Genomic DNA, 20,596 nt, shown 5'->3' on the forward strand with positions numbered 1-20,596 from the left:
AATTACCAGAAGGCGTGGAAATGGTAATGCCTGGTGATAACATCAAGATGACAGTAAGCTTAATCCACCCAATCGCGATGGACCAAGGTTTACGTTTCGCAATCCGTGAAGGTGGCCGTACAGTAGGCGCTGGTGTTGTAGCAAAAATTATCAAATAATTGATATATTCTTGAATGTCTTAAAGACAGAAAGAAGACAAAAGAAAAGTGCGGGGGAAATTCTCCGCACTTTTTGTTTATTCTATATCTGATACTTCGTTGAGTATTTACTAAATTATTTGATTTTTATAGTGATAGCTGTGGTGAATAATTCTCAGTGATTCCAACAAGTTCTTCTATTGAAATTAATTTTATCTTGCTGCTTTGAGGTAAAAGTGTGGTGAGATTTCTTGCTAAAATATCTTGTTTCAATATCATGCAATTCCCTTTACATTTTGCAAAATAATCAGGATATTTTACCGCCAATAGCACACCGTCTTGCCATAATACTACAGCATCTTTTTCTGTAATATATGAAAAATAGTCATCTAGTTCAGTTTTTGGATAATCTGATTGAGAAAATGTATAAAGCATAATATTCCTTAGAAAGTAAACAACTTTTCTGCTTGATTAAGCTTTTTTATCAATAAAGAGCGGTCAATTTTTTCACAAGATAGGATGAGTTCTTTATCCTCTAGCTTAAATTTCTGTAAAGACTCCGTACAGATAAAGCGTTGTTCTACATCATATAAATCTAATAATTTAAAGGTTCTAATGAAGTCTTTCTGTTGAATGATCTCAGGTTGTTGATGATTAATAAGATTTAGTACACCATCATCTATAAAAAATACGCCAATGTCATCTGGATCACAAAAAGCTGTTGCGGCAAGAATTGCATCTAAGCCTTCTCGTGAAATGGATGTGCCATGTGGAGATGTGCGAAATAAAAAGGCTATTTTCATAGGGTTATTACTCGATCTGCTTTTAAACTTGCTGCCATAAATTCACCAAGGCCTGCAATTGTGAATCTCTCTGCAAGATTGTAATGATCTGTGGTTGATGTGGTTAAGTTATCGACGACGCCTCGTCTTTGAGATGCTGTAACACATAAATGCAAAGGAACATTGTAGGTGATGGAAAACATTTGCCAATGTTTTTGTAAATTAACTTCATCATTAGCTGGATACACGAATGCATTTCCGTTACTCACGCCATCTTGAAAGAAAAAAATCTGTGAGATTTTGTGTCCTTTTTTGATTAAGGCGTCTGCAAATTGATAAGCTAAAAATGCCCCTTGTTTTCCGTAAATAGGGCTTTTGACGGCGATAACATAGCGCATTATTCTTGCTCTTGTTTGATTTGACGGATGTACAGGTAAACCGTATGTCGGGATATATCTAAACGTTCTGCGACTAAATTAATCGCATCTTTAATATCAAAAATACCTTTTTCGTAAAGAGAAAGGACGATTTGTCGGTTTTTAGTATTATTGGCAACAGAGCGATCCGCATTGACTTCTTCTATTGTTTTTTCAATAGTCTGCGCAACCAAGTCTTCAACTGAACTCGCAAAGTTCACTGGAGATGTTTCATTCGTATGCTCCGTTGGCATAAAGCATTGCAAAAATTGAGACACGGGTACATCTAAATTGATATTGATACAAAGCAAACCAATAATACGTTGAGTTTTATTACGAATGGCAATGGTGACTGATTTCATCAGTACGCTGCCTTTTGCTCGTGTAAAATAAGGCTTTGAAACACTTTCGCTTTGCATATTTCGTAGCGAACGTAAGGCAAGATCGGTGATTGGCGAACCAACTTGTCGATTAGTGTTATGTCCGTTAGCAATACAAATAGCAGAATGTTCAATATCTTCTAGAGAATGAAGTACGATTTCGCAGTGTTCGCCAATCAGTGCGCTTACACCATCAACGACCGCTTTGTAGGAGTTTATGATAGTGCGATCTTCGTCGGTGAAAGGATATTTGTCGTTTAAAGTCATGGTGTTAGGTTAAAAGTGCGGTAAAAATTTCGCTCGTTTTTATAATAAAAAGCACGCGTTAAAGAACGCGTGCTATTAAACTTATTAATTATTTTGTAGCTTTTGGATTGACGTCTAATACTTCCACATCAAAAATTAATGTTGAATTTGGTGGAATAGATGCGCCAGCACCTTGTTCGCCATAGCCTAATTCAGGTGCAATAACTAATTGAATTTTTCCGCCTTTTTTCACTAATTGAAGACCTTCAGTCCAGCCTTTAATTACCTGATCAAGTTGGAATTCTACAGGTTGACCACGCTCTACGGAGCTATCAAATACTTTTCCATTTGGTAATTTACCAGTGTAATGTACTTTAACCGTATCTGTTGCTTTGATTGCATCGCCTTTACCTGCGTTTTCAATTTTGTACATTAAACCAGATTGTGTAGTTTTTACATCTTTACCTTTAGCAAATTCAGCACGGAATTTATCACCTTCTTCTTTTGCTTGTTTAGCAATAGATTCTGCTTTTGCTTTTGATGCAGCCATTAATTTTGCTTCAATAGATTCTAAGGTTTTTTGGATTTTTTCATCTTTACGAACATCCACTTTACCTTCTAAGGCATCTTTTAAACCATCTAAAATACGCGCATTATCATATTTGATGACTTCTTTGTGTGAATCTACAAGATCTTTCATTTGACCACCCATGAGCGTACCTACGGCATAAGATGCAGCTTTCTCATCGAATGCGCTATCCTCTGCAAAAACTTGGCCAGAAATCACCGCACTTACCATTAATGCTGCGATAGATAATTTTTGAATTTTTAACATATGAGTTAATCCTTTATAATGAATGGAATAATACGAGGAATAGATTAAATGGCTTTCTATCTATTCTCAACTTTTTTTTAGAATTTAGAGAAAATTTATGCAAATTCAACAAATGTTAGAAAATCGCATCGAGGAACTTGAAACGAAAATTGCATTTCAGGAACAGTTATTAGATGAATTAAATCACGCTTTAGTTCAACAGCAATTTGATATTGATAAAATGCAAGTCCAATTGCGTTATATGGCAAATAAATTAAAAGATTTTCAACCCTCTAACATTGCAAGCCAATCTGAAGAAACGCCACCGCCCCATTATTGATTTTTGCAATAAATTCGAACAAATGAAAAGGGCGCTTAATGCGCCCTTTAAATTACATTCCCAAATAATAATCAGCTAAATACTTGCCTGCTTATGCAAAGTATTTTTCCAAATCGTCGCTACCGCCAATGTGTTTACCACCGATAAACACTTGTGGAACAGTAGTACGACCTGAAACTGCACGTACGCTCACGATTGTTGCATCGTGACCTAATACGATTTCTTCGAAGCTTAAGCCTTTATCGTGTAAAAGTTGTTTTGCTTTTGCACAGAAAGGACAGCCAGGTTTTGTGAAGATTGAAATAGACTCTTGCACTTGGTGTTGTGGCGCAAGGTATTTCAACATAGTGTCAGCATCTGATACTTTGAACGGATCGCCTGGTTCGTTTGGTTCGATAAACATTTTTTCAACTACGCCGTTTTTCACAAGCATAGAATAACGCCATGAACGTTTACCGAAACCTAAATCTTCTTTACCAACTAACATACCCATGCCTTCGGTAAATTCACCATTACCATCTGGAATGAAAGTGATGTTTTCAGATTTTTCATCTTCTTTCCATGCGTTCATTACGAAAGTATCATTTACAGATACAACAAGAATATCGTCTACACCGTATTTTTTGAATACTGGCGCTAATTCGTTGTAACGTGGTAAGTGTGATGATGAGCAAGTTGGAGTGAATGCTCCCGGTAATGAGAACACGATCACTGTTTTGTTATCAAATAATTCAGAGGTAGTTACATCAACCCATTTATCACCCTGACGAGTGCGGAATGTCACTTGAGGGACTTTTTTTCCTTCCATACTAGACATTGTTTTTTTCTCCTATTGGTTGTTAATTTAAATTTTACGCGCTGTATTATAGGGAAAATTATGATATAGTCATAATCAATTAATTCTATTCTTTTAATTGAATTTTTCTATAGGGAAAATCTCATGAATATCCGTGATCTAGAATATCTTGTTGCATTATCTGAATATAAACATTTCCGCCGTGCTGCCGATTCTTGTAATGTGAGTCAACCAACATTAAGTGGTCAAATTCGTAAATTAGAAGATGAGCTCGGTATTATCTTGTTAGAGCGCACCAGTCGTAAGGTGTTGTTTACTCAATCTGGGATGTTATTGGTTGATCAGGCTCGCACAGTTCTTCGAGAAGTAAAATTATTGAAAGAAATGGCAAGTAATCAAGGTAAAGAAATGACAGGGCCATTACACATCGGTTTAATCCCAACAGTTGGTCCTTATTTGCTCCCTTATATTGTGCCAACGTTAAAAGCGGCATTCCCTGATTTAGAAGTGTTTCTTTATGAAGCGCAAACACATCAATTATTAGAACAATTGGAAACGGGGCGTTTAGATTGCGCCATCGTTGCCACTGTTCCGGAAACTGAGGCTTTTATTGAAGTACCTATTTTCAACGAGAAAATGTTACTCGCCGTATCAGAGCATCATCCTTGGGCTCAAGAAAGCAAACTTCCAATGAACCAATTAAATGGTCAAGAAATGTTAATGCTTGATGATGGTCATTGTTTACGTAATCAAGCGTTAGATTATTGCTTCACTGCTGGCGCAAAAGAAAATTCCCATTTCCAAGCAACTAGTCTTGAAACTTTGCGCAATATGGTGGCAGCAAATGCAGGTATCACTTTTATGCCTGAATTAGCGGTATTGAATGAAGGCACTCGCAAAGGTGTGAAATATATTCCTTGTTATTCGCCAGAGCCATCACGTACCATTGCGTTGGTTTATCGCCCTGGTTCACCATTGCGTAATCGTTATGAGCGTGTGGCAAGTGCGGTCAGCGATAAAGTTAAATCTATTCTAGGTGGGTTGAAATAATGGCTGGTGTTCGTGCTGTTCAAAAAGAAAAGACTCGTCGCGCTTTAGTGGATGCGGCATTTAATCAACTTAGCGCAGAAAAAAGTTTTTCTAATTTGAGTTTGCGAGAAGTTGCTCGCGAGGCTGGAATTGCGCCTACATCTTTCTATCGCCATTTTAGCGATATGGATGAACTCGGCTTAGAAATGGTGGATGAAGCTGGTTTGATGTTGCGTCAATTAATGCGTCAAGCGCGTAAGCGTATCGATGCTGGCGGTAGCGTTATTTCTGTTTCTGTGGATACATTTTTTGAATTTATCACTAACAGTACGAACGTTTTCCGCTTGCTATTACGCGAAAGTTCCGGCACTTCTCAAGCTTTTCGTACTGCGGCAGCACGTGAAATTAAGCATTTTGTTGATGAGTTAGCAGAATATATTTCCTACAAACATCAATATTCGCAATATGTTGCTTATGTTCAAGCGGAAGGCATCGTAACAATCGTATTCACTGCAGGGGCTAATGCTTTAGATATGAGTAAAGCTGAACGTGAGCAACTTAAAGCTCGCGTGATTTTGCAATTGAGAATGCTTGCAAAAGGTGCTGATTTTGCAGCGAATAAGGAAAGAGGCAAGTAAGATAGTTTATATCTAGCCTATTAGTTTTCTCTTTGGGCTTAGATATTCACTATCTTTTATTTTTCCGAGTTATTTCTCATACCAAATTTTATTCACATAAAGTGTGATAAAACCTGAGGGCGTTTCTACCCGCACTTCGTCGTCTAATGTCTTTCCGATTAAAGCCCGAGCAACTGGGGAATCAATGGATATCCAATTTTTCGCAGGGGCAAATTCATCGCAACCGACGATACGATATTGCTTGATTTCACCATCTTCATTTTCCAATTCTACCCATGCCCCGAAGAAAACTTTTCCTTCTTGCTTTGGGTTGTAATCGACAATTTGTAGCACTTCCAATCTTTTAGTTAAAAAACGTACACGACGATCAATTTCACGTAAGCGGCGTTTACCATAAATATATTCGGCATTTTCGCTACGATCGCCTAAAGCAGCTGCATCTGAGACTGCTTGAGTGACTTTTGGGCGTTCTTCTTTCCACAAAAACTTGAGTTCTTGGTCAAGCTCATTCCAGCCTTGACGGGTAATATAATTTGATTTTGCCATAATAAAAATAAAAGAAAGTTTTTCGAATTATATTTGAGCCAACAGCCTAAAACCAGTATTCTATCCCCGTTTTTTCTCGAATCCTTTCATAACAAAGAAGTATGACAATGTTAAATCAACAAATTAGCCAAATTATTGCGGCTGAATTAACCGTTCAACCCCCACAAATCCTCGCCGCCATTCAATTATTAGATGATGGCAACACCATTCCATTTATTGCACGTTATCGTAAAGAGGCCACTGGTGGCTTGGATGACACCCAACTTCGTCATTTTGAAACCCGTTTAATTTATTTGCGTGAATTAGAAGATCGTCGTCAAACTATTTTAAAATCTATTGAAGAGCAAGGGAAATTGACTGATGAATTACGTGACAAAATCCATGCGACACAAAGCAAAACTGAATTAGAGGATTTATATTTACCGTACAAACCAAAACGCCGTACCAAAGGCCAAATTGCCATTGAAGCTGGTCTTGAGCCATTGGCTGATTTACTTTGGTGCGAGCCAAAAAATGATCCAGAATCAACCGCACTTTCCTTTGTTGATGCTGAAAAAGGCGTAGCTGATAGCAAAGCTGCGTTAGACGGTGCACGCTATATTTTAATGGAGCGTTTTGCTGAAGATGCGGGCTTATTAGCGAAAGTCCGTGATTATTTAGCGAAAAATGCCGTTATCGTATCCAAAGTGATCGAAGGCAAGGAAACGGAAGGCGCAAAATTCCAAGATTATTTCGACCACCAAGAATTATTGAAAAATGTGCCGTCTCACCGTGCATTAGCGATGTTCCGTGGACGTAATGAGGGGATTTTACAATTAAGCTTAAATGCTGATCCTGATGCAGAAGAGGGAAGTCGTCAAAGCTATTGTGAAGAGATTATTCGTGATTATTTAGATGTGCGTTTCACGGGACAGCCTGCGGATAAATGGCGTGAGCAAGTGATTGCGTGGACGTGGAAAATCAAAGTGTCGTTGCATTTAGAAACGGAATTAATGGCAAGTTTACGTGAAAAAGCGGAAGAAGAAGCCATTGATGTTTTCGCTCGAAATCTGACCGCACTTTTAATGGCGGCACCCGCTGGTGCGAAAAGTACTATGGGCTTGGACCCGGGCTTACGTACAGGTGTTAAAGTTGCGGTGGTGGATAACACAGGTAAATTATTAGATACCACCACCATTTATCCACACACGGGGCGTGAAGCTGAAGCGCAAGTGGCGATTTTCAGCTTAATCCGCAAACATAACGTGGAATTAATTGCCATTGGTAATGGTACAGCTTCTCGTGAAACCGAACGTTTTGCGAAAGAAGTGATTAAAGAAATCAAAGAGAATAAACCGCAAACCGTTGTGGTGAGTGAAGCTGGCGCGTCCGTTTATTCAGCTTCTGAATTTGCCGCAAATGAATTCCCGAATTTAGATGTATCTTTACGTGGTGCGGTCTCTATTGCGCGTCGTTTACAAGATCCATTGGCAGAATTAGTGAAAATCGAACCGAAAGCCATTGGTGTAGGGCAATATCAGCACGATGTAAACCAAACTCAACTTGCGCGTAAACTTGATGCGGTGGTGGAAGACTGTGTAAACGCAGTAGGCGTAGATTTAAATACCGCATCCGCACCATTGCTTGCTCGTGTGGCTGGAATGACGAAAACCTTAGCGCAAAACATTGTGGAATATCGTGATGAAAATGGTCGTTTTGAAAGCCGTAGCGAATTGAAAAAAGTACCGCGTTTAGGGCCAAAAGCCTTTGAGCAATGTGCGGGCTTTATGCGTATTGCAGACGGGAAAAATCCACTTGATGCTTCAGGTGTTCACCCAGAAGCTTATCCTGTGGTCGAAAAAATTTTGCAAGCCACTGCGCAATCTATCCAAGATTTAATGGGTAATGCGGGTGTGGTACGTCAGCTTGATGCAAAACAATTTATTGATGAGCAATTTGGTTTACCGACCGTCCAAGATATTTTCAAAGAGTTGGAAAAACCAGGGCGCGATCCGCGTGGTGAGTTTAAAACTGCTGTATTCGCAGAAGGCGTGGAAGAAATCACTGATTTAAAACCAGGTATGATTTTAGAAGGTACCGTCACCAATGTGACTAACTTCGGCGCATTTGTGGATATCGGTGTTCACCAAGACGGTTTAGTGCACATTTCATCATTAAGCGATAAATTCGTGGAAGATCCACATCAAGTGGTGAAAACTGGCGATATCGTAAAAGTGAAAGTCTTGGAAGTAGATGTGCCGCGTAAACGTATTGCCTTGACGATGCGATTAGATGAAAGTGCGGTCAAAAATGACGGCAAATCTGACCGCACTTTAAGTGCAAAACCAAGAAGTAATGCGCCTCGCCAAGATCGTAATCCAAGAGGAAATAGTATGATGGGCAATGCCTTTGCTGATGCGCTAAAAAATTGGAAAAAATAACAAGTTATAGGGCGAAATTAATCGCCCTTTTTTTATCGCTTTCCTTTCCCGAAAAGCATCGCCAAAACAGCGATTTTTTGCTATAATCCCGCCCAATTTTTATTTACAAAAGAATGAGATAAATTATGTCAGAAACGACCAATGATAACTATGGTGCATCGAGCATTAAAGTATTAAAAGGCCTTGATGCGGTGCGTAAACGTCCTGGTATGTATATCGGTGATACTGATGACGGTACTGGTTTGCACCATATGGTATTTGAAGTGGTGGATAATGCCATTGATGAAGCCCTCGCTGGCCATTGTTCCGATATTATTGTGACAATTCATGATGATAATTCTGTATCGGTGCAAGATGATGGGCGCGGGATTCCTGTGGATATTCACCCAGAAGAAGGTGTTTCTGCAGCAGAAGTTATCATGACTGTGCTTCATGCAGGCGGTAAATTTGACGATAACTCTTATAAAGTATCGGGCGGTTTACACGGTGTGGGCGTATCAGTGGTAAATGCGCTTTCTGATAAATTACAGTTAACCATTCGTCGTCAAGGTCACGTTCATGAGCAATTCTATCATTTAGGTGAGCCACAAGCGCCATTAACAGTGATTGGCGACACAGATGCAACGGGGACAACAGTTCGTTTCTGGCCAAGCTCAGATATTTTTGCTATCACAACCTTTGATTACAAAATCTTAGCAAAACGCTTACGCGAGCTTTCTTTCTTGAACTCAGGCGTATCTATTCGTTTAATTGATAAACGTGATGGCTCTGAAGATCATTTCCATTACGAAGGCGGTATTCAAGCATTTGTAGAATACTTAAACAAAAATAAAAACCCAATTCATCCAAAGCCATTTTATTTTACCGCTGAGAAAGATGGCATCGGTGTAGAAGTCGCATTGCAGTGGAATGATGGTGTAAATGAAAACGTGTATTGCTTCACCAATAACATTCCGCAACGTGATGGTGGTACTCACTTAGCAGGTTTCCGTGGGGCTTTAACCCGTAGCTTAAATAGCTATATGGAAAACGAAGGCATGCTGAAAAAAGAAAAAGTGGCGACTTCAGGTGATGATGCACGTGAAGGTTTGGTGGCGATTATTTCAGTTAAAGTGCCTGATCCAAAATTCTCATCGCAAACTAAAGACAAGCTCGTGTCGTCAGAAGTTAAAAGTGCGGTGGAATCCGCGATGAATGAAAAAATGCAGGAATATTTATTGGAAAATCCGGCAGATGCAAAAATCATCGTAAACCAAATTATTATGGCCGCTCGTGCGCGTGAAGCAGCACGTAAAGCTCGTGAAATGACACGCCGTAAAGGGGCATTAGATATTGCAGGTTTACCGGGTAAACTTGCAGACTGCCAAGAAAAAGATCCTGCGCTTTCTGAACTTTACTTAGTGGAAGGGGACTCCGCGGGTGGTTCTGCAAAAGTTGGTCGCGATCGTAAAACTCAAGCAATTTTGCCATTGAAAGGTAAAATTTTAAACGTAGAAAAAGCACGTTTCGACAAAATGTTGTCTTCCCAAGAAGTGGGCACATTAATTACTGCTTTAGGCTGCGGTATTGGTCGTGATGAATATAACCCAGATAAATTACGTTATCATCATATCATTATTATGACCGATGCTGATGTGGATGGTTCTCACATCCGTACGTTGCTTTTAACCTTCTTCTATCGTCAAATGCCTGAGCTTATTGAGCGTGGTTATGTTTACATTGCTCAGCCGCCACTTTACAAAGTGAAAAAAGGAAAACAAGAACGCTACATTAAAGATGCGGATGAAATGGAGCAATATGAATTAACGCTTGCGTTAGATGGCGCAGAATTACATATTAGCGCAAATGCACCAGCAATGAATGCCCTTGTATTTGAAAAATTGGTGGCAGAATATAATAGCGTACAAAAACTTATCAGTCGTTTAAGTCGCCATTATCCAACTCCAGTGTTGCAAGGATTAATTTATCAGTCGCCAATTTCTGTTGAAATGATGAAAGACGAAAGTGCGGTTGAAAATTGGGGTAAATCTTTTGTTGAACAACTGACTGCAAAAGAAACAGAAGCGCATCAATATTCAGTACGTACACAATTTAATGCGGAACGCCAAGTGTATGAAGCGGTGATTACTGTTCGTAAACACGGTATTGATACCGATTATTTCTTGAATTTTGATTTTGTTCACGGCAATGAATACGCGAAAATTGTTTCTCTTAATAAACAACTCAATGGTTTATTGGAAGAAGGCGCTTATGTTACACGCGGTGAAAAAGTACAACCAGTGCGTAGCTTTGAACAAGCCGTTGAATGGCTAGTGAAAGAATCTCGTAAAGGCCTTGAAGTACAACGTTATAAAGGACTTGGTGAAATGAACGCAGACCAACTTTGGGAAACTACAATGGATCCAAATTCACGTCGTATGTTGAAAGTTTCTATTAAGGATGCTGTTGCAGCGGATCAACTCTTCACGACCTTAATGGGAGATGAAGTTGAGCCACGTCGTGAGTTCATTGAGCTGAATGCGTTAAGAGCAAATCTGGACGTGTAAATTTTCGTCTATTTATATTAATAACTGAAAGGGCACTAAAGTGCCCTTTCTTTGTTTATCTTGTTATTTCATATCAGGATTACTATTGGTTTTTTGAACTTAAATGAGTAAACTAAATGCACTCATTTTCTCAACGGAGAACCTTTATGAAACCTTATCTTATCGCCCCATCAATTCTTTCTGCCGATCTCGCTCGTCTTGGTGATGATGTACAAAACGTACTTAATGCGGGCGCGGATGTTATTCATTTTGATGTAATGGACAATCATTATGTACCTAATCTCACTTTTGGGCCTGCGGTATGTCAAGCTTTACGTGATTATGGTATTACCGCACCGATTGATGTGCATTTAATGGTAAAACCCGTTGATCGCATTATTCCCGATTTTGCTAAAGCTGGTGCGAACTATATCACTTTCCACCCAGAATCTAGCGAACATATTGACCGCTCTTTGCAGCTTATTCGTGATTGTGGTTGTAAATCTGGATTAGTTTTTAATCCTGCAACGCCGTTGAGCTATTTAGATTACGTTTTGGATAAAGTGGATGTGGTTTTATTAATGTCAGTTAATCCTGGATTTGGCGGACAATCTTTTATTCCTGCAACATTGAAGAAATTACAACAGGCTCGTAAGATCATTGATGAAAGTGGTTATGATATTCGTCTTGAAGTAGATGGTGGTGTGAAGGTTGATAATATTGCAGAAATTGCAGCAGCAGGTGCTGATATGTTTGTGGCAGGTTCCGCAATTTTTGGTAAGCCAGATTATAAACAAGTTATTGACCAAATGCGTACACAGCTCGCGAGTATGGGCGCATAACCGTCGTTTTAATGAAATGCGATTGCAATAGAACAGAGAAAAACAATGAATACACAATTTAAACTTATTGGCTTTGATTTAGATGGCACCTTGGTAAATAGCCTGCCTGATTTGGCATTATCAGTAAATTCTGCCTTGGCTGAATTTGATTTACCGAAAGCGCCAGAAGAATTAGTGTTAACTTGGATCGGTAATGGTGCGCCTGTATTAATTGCCCGTGCGTTAGATTGGGCGCAAAAACAAACAGGAAAAGTGTTAACTGAAGAAGAGATTAAGCAGGTAACGGAGCGTTTTAATTTTTATTATGGCGAGAATTTATGTAATGTCAGTCGCCTGTATCCTAATGTAAAAGAAACACTAGAAACCTTAAAAGAAAAAGGCTATGTCCTAGCAGTTGTTACTAATAAACCCACAAGACATGTTCAACCTGTGTTGGCAGCATTTGGCATTGATCATTTATTTAGTGAAATGTTGGGTGGTCAGTCTTTACCTGCCATTAAACCACATCCAGGTCCGCTTTATTATTTATGTGGAAAATTTGGTTTTGAACCACGCCAAGTACTTTTCGTGGGCGATTCTAAAAATGATATTATCGCAGGGCATGCTACGGGCTGTGCGGTTGTTGGTTTAACTTACGGCTACAATTACAATATCCCTATCAGTGAATCCAATCCAGATTGGGTGTTTGATAATTTTGCCCAGCTATTAACGATTCTTTAAGTTTCCTATCTAACAAAAAAGTGCGGTGAAAATTCACCGCACTTCTTTTATCAAATGAATTGTTTTTTAAAGAATATTTGAAAATTCTTCTAACATTTCTTTTGGCCATACGCTTGATTGCACTTCACCGATATGTTTTTTACGAAGTAAAAGCATTGCTAAGCGAGATTGACCGATACCACCGCCGATAGTTAATGGTAATTTTCCGTTTAATAAATCTTGGTGCCAATCCATTTTTAAACGGTCTTCATCACCCGTTAGGCCAACTTGTAAGCGTAATGCACTTTCATCTACGCGAATGCCCATTGAGGAAAGTTCAAAGGCTTTGCCTAATTGGTCGTTCCATACCAAAATATCGCCGTTTAAACCTTTGTAGCCATTTTCAGATTCAGTTGTCCAGTCGTCATAGTCAGGCGCACGACCATCATGAGATTTGCCATCTGAAAGTTTGCCGCCAATGCCGATTAAGAATACTGCGCCGTATTCTTTACAAATTGCGTTTTCACGTTCTTTACTGCTTAAATCTGGATAGCGTTTTACTAAATCTTCGCTGTGCACAAAGGTAATGTGTTTTGGAAGAATTGAAGGAATATCAAAACGTGCTTCTACGGCTAATTCTGTTAAACGAATAGCACGATAAATAGAATTTACCGTTTCTTTTAAGTATGCAAAGTTACGACGACCTTCAGGAATCACTTTTTCCCAGTCCCATTGATCCACATAAACAGAGTGCGTTGGATCAAGAGAATCTTCATCTGGGCGTAATGCTTTCATATGAACAAACAAGCCTTCGCCTTCTTTAAAGTTGAAGCGAGCAAGGGTATGGCGTTTCCATTTAGCAAGAGAATGTACAACTTCAAATACAGCATTTGGAATACATTTCACGTTAACCTGAACGGCTTTCTCAATGCCAGATAAGTTATCTTGCATTCCGTTACCCACTTGGCTCAAGATAGGACCTTGTACTTCAATAATACCAAGTTGTTCAATAAGATTTTGCGTGAAAGTGTTCTTCACAAAGCTGATTTCTTGTTGTTGTAAAATAAATGTCTTTTTCATTTTGATAACCTTTTTTAATGAGGAATAATATTTTTAAGTATTATTCAATAAATTATGATTTTATTTCAAGTATTTTATTTACTTTCTTGTTTTGATTGAATAATATCTAATTCAGTAATGAAAAATTAAATAAAATCTAAAGGAGGCTATTTTATGCACAATATTGACAGTTTAGATCGGCAAATCTTACGTGTACTTACCAAAGATGCCAGAACCCCTTATGCAGAAATGGCAAAAAATTTCGGTGTTAGTCCAGGAACGATTCATGTTCGAGTCGAAAAAATGCGTCAATCTGGCATTATTGAAGGCACGAAGGTGATCATTGATGAGCGTAAATTAGGTTATGACGTATGCTGTTTTATCGGTATTATTCTAAAGAGTGCAAAAGATTATGAGAAGGTGATTAAAAAGCTAGAAAGTTTTGATGAGGTAGTGGAAGCCTATTATACAACGGGCAATTACTCCATTTTCTTAAAGGTGATGACACACACAATTGCAGAATTACATTCTGTTTTGGCGACCAAGATTCAGTTAATTGATGAAATTCAATCCACTGAAACCTTGATTTCAATGCAAAATCCAATTTTGCGAGATATTAAACCTTAAGAAAATAGAAAGTGCGGTGAAATTTTTATTCAAATTTATCCTGATGTTTAAATTTCAATAAATCTCTCCGCTCTTTTTTGTTTGGGCGACGATCAGGATGGGGCATGGAAAGCGAATTGTTTTTTCTTGCCCACGCGATTTCTTCTCTTTTTTTCACGCTACTTTCGGTTTCTTGATAGAGTAATTGTGCTTCTGGCGCACCTCGGCGTTGATCGCTTAAGGCGATAATTTTTATTTCTTTTTCTTCGTTTCCTTGACGAAGTTTTAACATTGCGCCGACTTCCACAATTTTACTTACTTTCGCACGTTGATTGTTGTAATGCACTTTGCCACTTTCAATCATCGCTTTAGCAATGCTACGTGTTTTGTAAAATCGTGCAGCCCACAACCATTTGTCTAAACGAATACCTTCTTTTTCTGCCATTATTTTCTCCTTATTTTAATTCGACAAAATAGTACCACAAAGTATGCTAATGAACTGTTATTAAAAATTTTATTCTTTAATAGGATTTTTATTAAATGAAAAAAATCAAAACAGGTTAATTTAAACATTTTTCAATAAAACAAAATTTATGTTAAAAAAACTTGAAAAATGGTCAAATTTTTGACAAGGTTGAGCGGTTTTCTTTTTTTACTCAAGGAACATTTTTATGCATAACGAAAACTTAAAAGAATTAACCGTTCGAGGAATTATCCTCGGCGCATTGATTACAGTGATTTTCACTGCATCCAATGTGTATCTCGGTCTAAAAGTGGGGATGACATTCGCGTCATCTATTCCGGCTGCCGTCATTTCAATGGCTGTGCTCAAATTTTTCAAAGATTCCAGTATCCTTGAAAATAACATGGTGCAAACACAAGCATCTTCAGCGGGGACACTTTCTTCTGTGATCTTCGTCTTGCCAGGCTTATTAATGATGGGTTACTGGCAAGACTTCCCATTCTGGCAAACTATGTTGATTTGTGCTGCGGGTGGTACATTGGGCGTGTTATTCACCATTCCATTACGCCGTGCGATGGTGGTAAACAGTGATTTACCTTACCCTGAAGGTGTAGCGGCTGCAGAAATCTTAAAAGCGGGTAATCATGCAGATGGCGATAGCGGTGTGAAAGATATTGCTTACGGTGGTGTTTTAGCAGGATTAGTTGCATTTTTAACGAACGGTTTACGCGTGATGGCTGATGGTGCAAGCGCTTGGATTCAAACTGGTAAAGCGGCTTTCCAATTACCAATGGGCTTTTCACTTGCCTTACTTGGTGCGGGTTATTTAATTGGTATCGTAGGCGGTATTGCGATGTTAATCGGTGTTATTTTGACTTGGGGTGTGGCTGTGCCATATTTCACTATGTCAGGTGATATCGCGGCAGACGCAAGCTTAATTGATGCTGCAATGATGGTTTGGAAAACGAAAGTGCGTTTTATTGGTGTAGGTACAATTGGTATTGCAGCGATTTGGACATTACTTATTTTAATGAAACCAATGATTGAAGGGATGGTACATTCTTTCCGTATGTTGAAAGGTGGACAAGCTGAATCTGAGCACCGCGTTGATATCGATCTTTCTCCAAAAACAATGATTTATATCTTAATCGCGACAGTTGTGTTAATTGTTATTTCATTACACCACTTTATCGCGGCTGCACCGATTTCACCTGAGCTTTCCATTTTATTAGTGGTAGTCTGTACTTTCTTAGCTGTATTTATCGGCTTCTTCGTGGCTGCAGCTTCTGGTTATATGGCAGGTTTAGTGGGTTCATCTTCAAGCCCAATTTCTGGTATCGGGATTATTTCTGTTATCGTGATTTCATTGGTATTGGTGTCAATCGGTAATGCATCTGGCTTATTTGAAACCGTGGATGGTCAGAAATTTTTGACCGCACTTACACTCTTTACTGCGTCAATTGTATTAACCACTGCAACGATTTCTAACGATAACTTGCAAGATTTAAAAACGGGCTTATTAGTGGATGCGACACCTTGGCGTCAACAAGTCGCATTAATTATCGGCTGCTTTGTCGGTGCGCTTGTTATCGCGCCAGTATTAGAAATCTTATATCACGCGTATGGTTTCAGCGGTGCATTACCACGTCCAGATATGGATCCTTCACAAGCCCTATCTGCACCACAAGCAACATTAATGACCACCATTTCTCAAGGTATTTTCACAAATAAATTGGAATGGACTTATATCTTAACTGGTGTCGGCTTAGGTGCGGTGTTAATTACGATTGATGCATTCTTGAAAAAAGTCAGCAACAAAGTCTTTGGCTTGCCAGTTATTGCTGTGGGGATTGGTATTTACTTACCACCATCAATTAATATGCCTGTGATTGTTGGTGCATTCTTAGCATGGATCATGACTCGTCATATTGCAAAAATTGGTAACAAAGAAGTATCAGCTAAAGCAGAACGTTTCGGTACGCTTTTCTCTGCAGGTTTAATCGTAGGTGAAAGCTTAATGGGTGTGATTTTAGCATTCATTATTGCGGCTTCTGTTACCACCGGTGGTTCTGAAGCACCATTATCCTTAAATCTTGAAAACTGGGATGCTATTGGCGAGTGGTTGGGTTTAATCGTATTTATCGTGGGCATTGTGATTTTTGCATCTCGCGTATTACGTGCGAAAAAATCTGATTAATTCTTAAATTTATTTTAGAATAGGCTACCTTTTGGATAGCCTATTTTTTTATTATGAAATCTTATTTAAAAACACTTATTTTTTTCCCTCTGATTTTACAGGTAATCGTCACCGCACTTTTGATTTGGTTTGATGATGATTCAAGTGGCGTTATCGTTCCTTTTTCTAGCTATGCTCTCACAGCATTTCTTCTCGCCACCATTCCCGCATTTTTAACCGCACTTTTAGCTGCAAAATTCCGTTACACACGTTATAACATTGCTTCGATTGTATTCGTTTCATCGATCATTTCATTTGTTTACTGCAATATGGCATCTTATTTTTATTTGTTATTGCTCGGTGAACAAGACACTTCGTTTTGGGGCTGGTTGACCGAAGGGGGATTATCCCTCGGCCTAATAAGCACATGCGGAATGGTATTTTATGCTCTGTTTGTGATGCCGTGGTTGCTACCAAAAACAAGAGAATAATTTTATGCTCACGCTAAACGAACACTTACTTAACCAAGTATTGCTAATTGCTTACCAAGCAGGTAAGCATTTGCAACAGTTTTATCAAAAACAGGTTCATGTTGAATTGAAAGAAGACAACACACCTGTGACGGAAGCGGATCTTTTTGTGAGCCAATTTTTAACAGAAAAATTGACCGCACTTTTCCCTAATGTCCCTGTTCTTTCGGAAGAAAATTGCCATATTTCCTTTAAAGAACGTAAAAATTGGAAAGAATATTGGTTGATTGATCCTCTTGATGGTACACAACAATTTATTAATCGTACCGATCAATTTTCTGTTTTGATAACCTTAGTTCGTAAAAATAAACCAGTGTTAAGCGTTATTCATGCGCCAGTTTTATCGACAACTTATTATGCAATGCGTGATTTCGGCACGTTTAAAAAACAACTCGATCAGGTAAAAAAACTTACTAAAAACACGACAAATTTTGACCGCCCTTTACGAATTGCGGTAGGTGCAACCACTTCACAAGAAAAAGTGCGGTCGATTTTGCCGAAGGATTTTCCTTGTGAATTTGTTGTGGTTGGTTCAAGTAGCTTAAAAAGCGGTTTAGTGGCTGAAGGCGCAGTAGATTGTTATGTTCGTTTAGGACAAACTGGTGAATGGGATACTGCTGGCGCTGAAGTGTTACTGGGTGAAACTCACGGTGCCATTTTTGACTCTCATTTTGAGCATTTAACTTATAACCAACGTGAAACCTTGATTAATCCGCATTTTGTCATGGTGGGTGATCAATCGCTCGATTGGCGTTCTGTCTTTCAATTTAATTGATTGGTTCGATTGGTTTTTTTCTCTAGAATACGGCATTATTTTCGACATTGCTCGGAATCTTATAAGGAATAATTATGCAAACTGATAATAACTGTATCGTCATCTTTGGCGCGTCTGGTGACTTAACTCACCGTAAACTCATTCCAGCTCTTTATAATCTCTACAAAATCGGGCGTTTGAGTGAAAACTTTTCCGTTCTTGGTGTTGCACGTTCTGAGTTGAACGATGAAACTTTCCGTAAAAAAATGCGTGAAGCGTTAATTCATAATGAAGAAACAACACCAGAAACCTTAGATGCTTTTTGCTCTCATCTTTATTACCAAGCAGTGAATACATCTGATGCGCAAGATTATGGCAAACTTGTTCCACGTTTAGACGAACTTCACGATAAATATCAAACTTGTGGTAACACGCTTTACTATATGTCCACTCCGCCAAGTCTTTATGGCGTAATTCCTGAGTGTTTGGCTGCACATGGTTTAAATACGGAAGAATATGGCTGGAAACGTATTATCGTTGAAAAACCGTTTGGTTATGATGAAAAAACAGCGCAAGCATTAGACGTACAAATCCACCGTTTCTTTGAAGAACACCAAATTTATCGTATCGACCATTATTTAGGTAAAGAAACCGTTCAAAACTTGCTCGTATTACGTTTTTCAAATGGTTGGTTTGAACCGCTTTGGAACCGTAATTTCATTGATTATGTAGAAATTACGGGTGCAGAATCTATTGGCGTGGAAGAGCGCGGTGGCTATTATGATGGTTCTGGCGCAATGCGAGATATGTTCCAAAACCATTTATTGCAAGTATTAGCGATGGTGGCAATGGAGCCGCCTGCGATTATTAATGCGAATTCAATGCGTGATGAAGTGGCAAAAGTGATGCATAGTTTACGTCCATTAACTGCCGAAGATATGGAGCATAATCTCGTTTTAGGTCAATATACTGCGGCTGAAATTAACGGCAAAATGGAAAAAGGCTATTTAGAAGAAAAAGGCGTACCGGCAGATTCTCGTACTGAAACTTACATCGCATTACGTTGTGAAATTGAAAACTGGCGTTGGGCTGGTGTGCCGTTCTATGTTCGTACAGGTAAGCGCTTACCAGCTCGTGTGACTGAAATTGTAATCCATTTTAAAACTACACCACATCCTGTATTCAGCCAAAATGCACCAGAGAATAAATTGATTATTCGTATTCAACCTGATGAAGCGATTTCAATGCGTTTTGGTTTGAAAAAACCAGGTGCAGGTTTTGAGGCGAAAGAAGTATCAATGGATTTCCGTTATGCAGATTTAGCTGGCGCACAAGTATTAACCGCTTATGAACGCTTATTGTTAGATGCGATGAAAGGTGATGCTACCTTGTTTGCTCGTACTGATGCTGTGCATGCCGCATGGAAATTTGTGCAACCGATTTTAGATTACAAAGCTAATGGTGGTCGTATTCATGAATATGAAGCCGGTACTTGGGGCCCTGTGGCAGCCGATAAATTAATTGCAAAACAAGGCAAAGTTTGGCGTAAACCGACAGGTTTAATGAAGAAAAAAGTTTAATTAATCTAATGTAGGGTGGGCTTTAGCCCACCGCTCTTAATATCGAATATAATAAATTGTGGGCTAAAGCCCACCCTACGGAACATCAATGAACACTATCAGCTTCCCAACTGCTCAACATGCAGTCGATAAAATTTCACAAGAATTTTTGATTTATAGTCAATTAAATCATCCCGTACATATTTCCCTTTCTGGTGGTTCAACGCCTAAGTTGTTATTTAAAACCTTAGCCAAAACGCCTTATGCGGAACAAATTAACTGGAAAAATCTGCATTTTTGGTGGGGAGATGATCGTATGGTTCCGCCATCTGATCCTGAAAGCAACTATGGCGAAGTACAAAAACTTTTATTCGATCACATTCAAATTCCAGCAGAAAATATCCACCGAATTCGTGGTGAAAATGAACCGCACTTTGAGTTAAAACGCTTCGAAGAAGAATTAAGTGCGGTCATTCCAAACGGTATTTTTGATTGGATTATTTTAGGCATGGGAACTGATGGTCATACCGCTTCTCTCTTCCCACATCAAACCAATTTTGATGATGAAAACCTTGCTGTCATTGCTAAGCACCCTGAAAGCGGCCAAATTCGCATTTCTAAAACAGTCAAACTCATTGAACAAGCCAAACGCATTACCTACTTGGTCACTGGAGAAAGCAAAGCGGATATTTTAAAAGAAATCCAAACTACTCCTGCAGAAAACCTGCCTTACCCTGCAGCAAAAATTAAAGCAAAAAATGGGGTGACGGAATGGTATTTGGATAAGGCAGCGGCGGAGTTGCTATAATAAGTTTAGAATCAAATATCTCAGGCTTGCA

General features: G+C 38.9%; 23 protein-coding genes. 14 read left to right on the forward strand and 9 right to left on the reverse strand.

Features of this window, described 5'->3' with window-relative positions; genetic code table 11:
• Window positions 1-158 (forward strand): EF-Tu C-terminal domain-related protein (locus DV434_RS02195; RefSeq protein WP_463013968.1); only part of this gene is annotated, 158 nt, incomplete at its 5' end.
• Window positions 159-284: 126 nt separating this feature from the next.
• Here DV434_RS02195 and DV434_RS02200 read toward each other — a convergent pair.
• The 5 genes from DV434_RS02200 to fkpA form a co-directional block, all read right to left on the reverse strand.
• Window positions 285-572 (reverse strand): DsrH/TusB family sulfur relay protein, encoded by a 288-nt coding sequence (locus tag DV434_RS02200; protein ID WP_118785171.1) that lies wholly within the window; start codon window positions 570-572, stop codon window positions 285-287.
• Window positions 573-580: 8 nt separating this feature from the next.
• A complete protein-coding gene (gene tusC, locus DV434_RS02205) occupies window positions 581-940 on the reverse strand; it encodes a sulfurtransferase complex subunit TusC (RefSeq protein WP_118785172.1) in 360 nt (119 codons plus the stop codon).
• The gene (tusD, locus tag DV434_RS02210; RefSeq protein WP_118785173.1) at window positions 937-1,317 is read right to left on the reverse strand and encodes a sulfurtransferase complex subunit TusD; all 381 of its coding nucleotides are present in this window, start codon (window positions 1,315-1,317) and stop codon (window positions 937-939) included. The genes tusC and tusD overlap by 4 nt, the downstream gene beginning before the upstream one ends.
• Window positions 1,317-1,982, reverse strand: coding sequence for a helix-turn-helix transcriptional regulator (locus DV434_RS02215; RefSeq protein ID WP_118785174.1), 666 nt, complete (start codon window positions 1,980-1,982; stop codon window positions 1,317-1,319). Before DV434_RS02215 ends, tusD begins: the two co-directional genes overlap by 1 nt.
• An 88-nt stretch (window positions 1,983-2,070) precedes the next feature.
• Window positions 2,071-2,796 carry an FKBP-type peptidyl-prolyl cis-trans isomerase gene (gene fkpA, locus DV434_RS02220; protein WP_005635645.1) on the reverse strand — a complete coding sequence of 242 codons (726 nt, stop codon included), beginning with the start codon at window positions 2,794-2,796 and terminating at the stop codon, window positions 2,071-2,073.
• 97 nt (window positions 2,797-2,893) lie between these two features.
• Between fkpA and DV434_RS02225 the strand changes: the two genes are divergently transcribed.
• Window positions 2,894-3,115: a SlyX family protein gene (locus DV434_RS02225; protein ID WP_005630530.1), complete on the forward strand. Its 222-nt coding sequence runs from the start codon at window positions 2,894-2,896 to the stop codon at window positions 3,113-3,115.
• A gap of 91 nt (window positions 3,116-3,206) precedes the next feature.
• Here DV434_RS02225 and pgdx read toward each other — a convergent pair whose 3' ends face one another.
• Window positions 3,207-3,932 carry a hybrid peroxiredoxin PGdx gene (gene pgdx / locus DV434_RS02230; protein WP_005630531.1) on the reverse strand — a complete coding sequence of 242 codons (726 nt, stop codon included), beginning with the start codon at window positions 3,930-3,932 and terminating at the stop codon, window positions 3,207-3,209.
• Between the two features lie 123 nt (window positions 3,933-4,055).
• Between pgdx and oxyR the strand changes: the two genes are divergently transcribed.
• Both oxyR and fabR read left to right on the forward strand, forming a co-directional pair.
• The gene (gene oxyR, locus DV434_RS02235; protein WP_053466033.1) at window positions 4,056-4,961 is read left to right on the forward strand and encodes a DNA-binding transcriptional regulator OxyR; all 906 of its coding nucleotides are present in this window, start codon (window positions 4,056-4,058) and stop codon (window positions 4,959-4,961) included.
• On the forward strand, window positions 4,961-5,578 hold the full coding sequence (fabR, locus tag DV434_RS02240) for an HTH-type transcriptional repressor FabR (protein ID WP_005629669.1): 618 nt from the start codon (window positions 4,961-4,963) through the stop codon (window positions 5,576-5,578). Before oxyR ends, fabR begins: the two co-directional genes overlap by 1 nt.
• A 69-nt stretch (window positions 5,579-5,647) precedes the next feature.
• On the opposite strand, the gene greB is transcribed toward fabR, so the two are convergent.
• Window positions 5,648-6,124 (reverse strand): transcription elongation factor GreB, encoded by a 477-nt coding sequence (gene greB, locus DV434_RS02245; protein WP_005630533.1) that lies wholly within the window; start codon window positions 6,122-6,124, stop codon window positions 5,648-5,650.
• Between the two features lie 107 nt (window positions 6,125-6,231).
• Here greB and DV434_RS02250 point away from each other — a divergent pair, with 107 nt between their 5' ends.
• The 4 genes from DV434_RS02250 (at window position 6,232) to DV434_RS02265 (ending at window position 12,631) form a co-directional block, all read left to right on the forward strand.
• On the forward strand, window positions 6,232-8,544 hold the full coding sequence (locus DV434_RS02250) for a Tex family protein (protein WP_118785175.1): 2,313 nt from the start codon (window positions 6,232-6,234) through the stop codon (window positions 8,542-8,544).
• A gap of 125 nt (window positions 8,545-8,669) precedes the next feature.
• A complete protein-coding gene (gene gyrB / locus DV434_RS02255; RefSeq protein ID WP_118785176.1) occupies window positions 8,670-11,090 on the forward strand; it encodes a DNA topoisomerase (ATP-hydrolyzing) subunit B in 2,421 nt (806 codons plus the stop codon).
• 146 nt (window positions 11,091-11,236) lie between these two features.
• Window positions 11,237-11,911 (forward strand): ribulose-phosphate 3-epimerase, encoded by a 675-nt coding sequence (gene rpe / locus DV434_RS02260; protein ID WP_118785177.1) that lies wholly within the window; start codon window positions 11,237-11,239, stop codon window positions 11,909-11,911.
• A 45-nt stretch (window positions 11,912-11,956) separates the two neighbouring features.
• The gene (locus tag DV434_RS02265) at window positions 11,957-12,631 is read left to right on the forward strand and encodes a phosphoglycolate phosphatase (RefSeq protein ID WP_118785178.1); all 675 of its coding nucleotides are present in this window, start codon (window positions 11,957-11,959) and stop codon (window positions 12,629-12,631) included.
• Window positions 12,632-12,697: 66 nt separating this feature from the next.
• Here the strand turns inward: DV434_RS02265 and asnA are convergent, their stop codons facing one another.
• Window positions 12,698-13,690 carry an aspartate--ammonia ligase gene (asnA, locus tag DV434_RS02270; protein ID WP_118785179.1) on the reverse strand — a complete coding sequence of 331 codons (993 nt, stop codon included), beginning with the start codon at window positions 13,688-13,690 and terminating at the stop codon, window positions 12,698-12,700.
• Between the two features lie 153 nt (window positions 13,691-13,843).
• On the opposite strand from asnA, the gene asnC reads away from it, so the two are divergent.
• On the forward strand, window positions 13,844-14,296 hold the full coding sequence (gene asnC, locus DV434_RS02275) for a transcriptional regulator AsnC (RefSeq protein WP_006995222.1): 453 nt from the start codon (window positions 13,844-13,846) through the stop codon (window positions 14,294-14,296).
• 25 nt (window positions 14,297-14,321) lie between these two features.
• On the opposite strand, the gene hslR is transcribed toward asnC, so the two are convergent.
• Window positions 14,322-14,720, reverse strand: coding sequence for a ribosome-associated heat shock protein Hsp15 (hslR, locus tag DV434_RS02280; protein ID WP_005630545.1), 399 nt, complete (start codon window positions 14,718-14,720; stop codon window positions 14,322-14,324).
• Between the two features lie 226 nt (window positions 14,721-14,946).
• Here hslR and DV434_RS02285 point away from each other — a divergent pair, with 226 nt between their 5' ends.
• The 5 genes from DV434_RS02285 (at window position 14,947) to pgl (ending at window position 20,565) form a co-directional block, all read left to right on the forward strand.
• Window positions 14,947-16,935, forward strand: a complete 1,989-nt coding sequence (locus tag DV434_RS02285) for an OPT family oligopeptide transporter (RefSeq protein ID WP_118785180.1) — start codon at window positions 14,947-14,949, stop codon at window positions 16,933-16,935.
• 53 nt (window positions 16,936-16,988) lie between these two features.
• Entirely contained in the window at window positions 16,989-17,405 is a 417-nt protein-coding gene (locus DV434_RS02290) for a hypothetical protein (RefSeq protein ID WP_118785181.1), read from the forward strand.
• Between the two features lie 4 nt (window positions 17,406-17,409).
• A complete protein-coding gene (cysQ, locus tag DV434_RS02295; protein WP_118785182.1) occupies window positions 17,410-18,219 on the forward strand; it encodes a 3'(2'),5'-bisphosphate nucleotidase CysQ in 810 nt (269 codons plus the stop codon).
• 74 nt (window positions 18,220-18,293) lie between these two features.
• Window positions 18,294-19,778: a glucose-6-phosphate dehydrogenase gene (zwf, locus tag DV434_RS02300; protein WP_118785183.1), complete on the forward strand. Its 1,485-nt coding sequence runs from the start codon at window positions 18,294-18,296 to the stop codon at window positions 19,776-19,778.
• Between the two features lie 88 nt (window positions 19,779-19,866).
• On the forward strand, window positions 19,867-20,565 hold the full coding sequence (pgl, locus tag DV434_RS02305) for a 6-phosphogluconolactonase (protein WP_118785184.1): 699 nt from the start codon (window positions 19,867-19,869) through the stop codon (window positions 20,563-20,565).
• Window positions 20,566-20,596: the final 31 nt, after the last annotated feature.

The sequence above is a fragment of the Haemophilus haemolyticus genome, from assembly GCF_003493685.1.
GTDB lineage: Bacteria > Pseudomonadota > Gammaproteobacteria > Enterobacterales > Pasteurellaceae > Haemophilus > Haemophilus haemolyticus_O.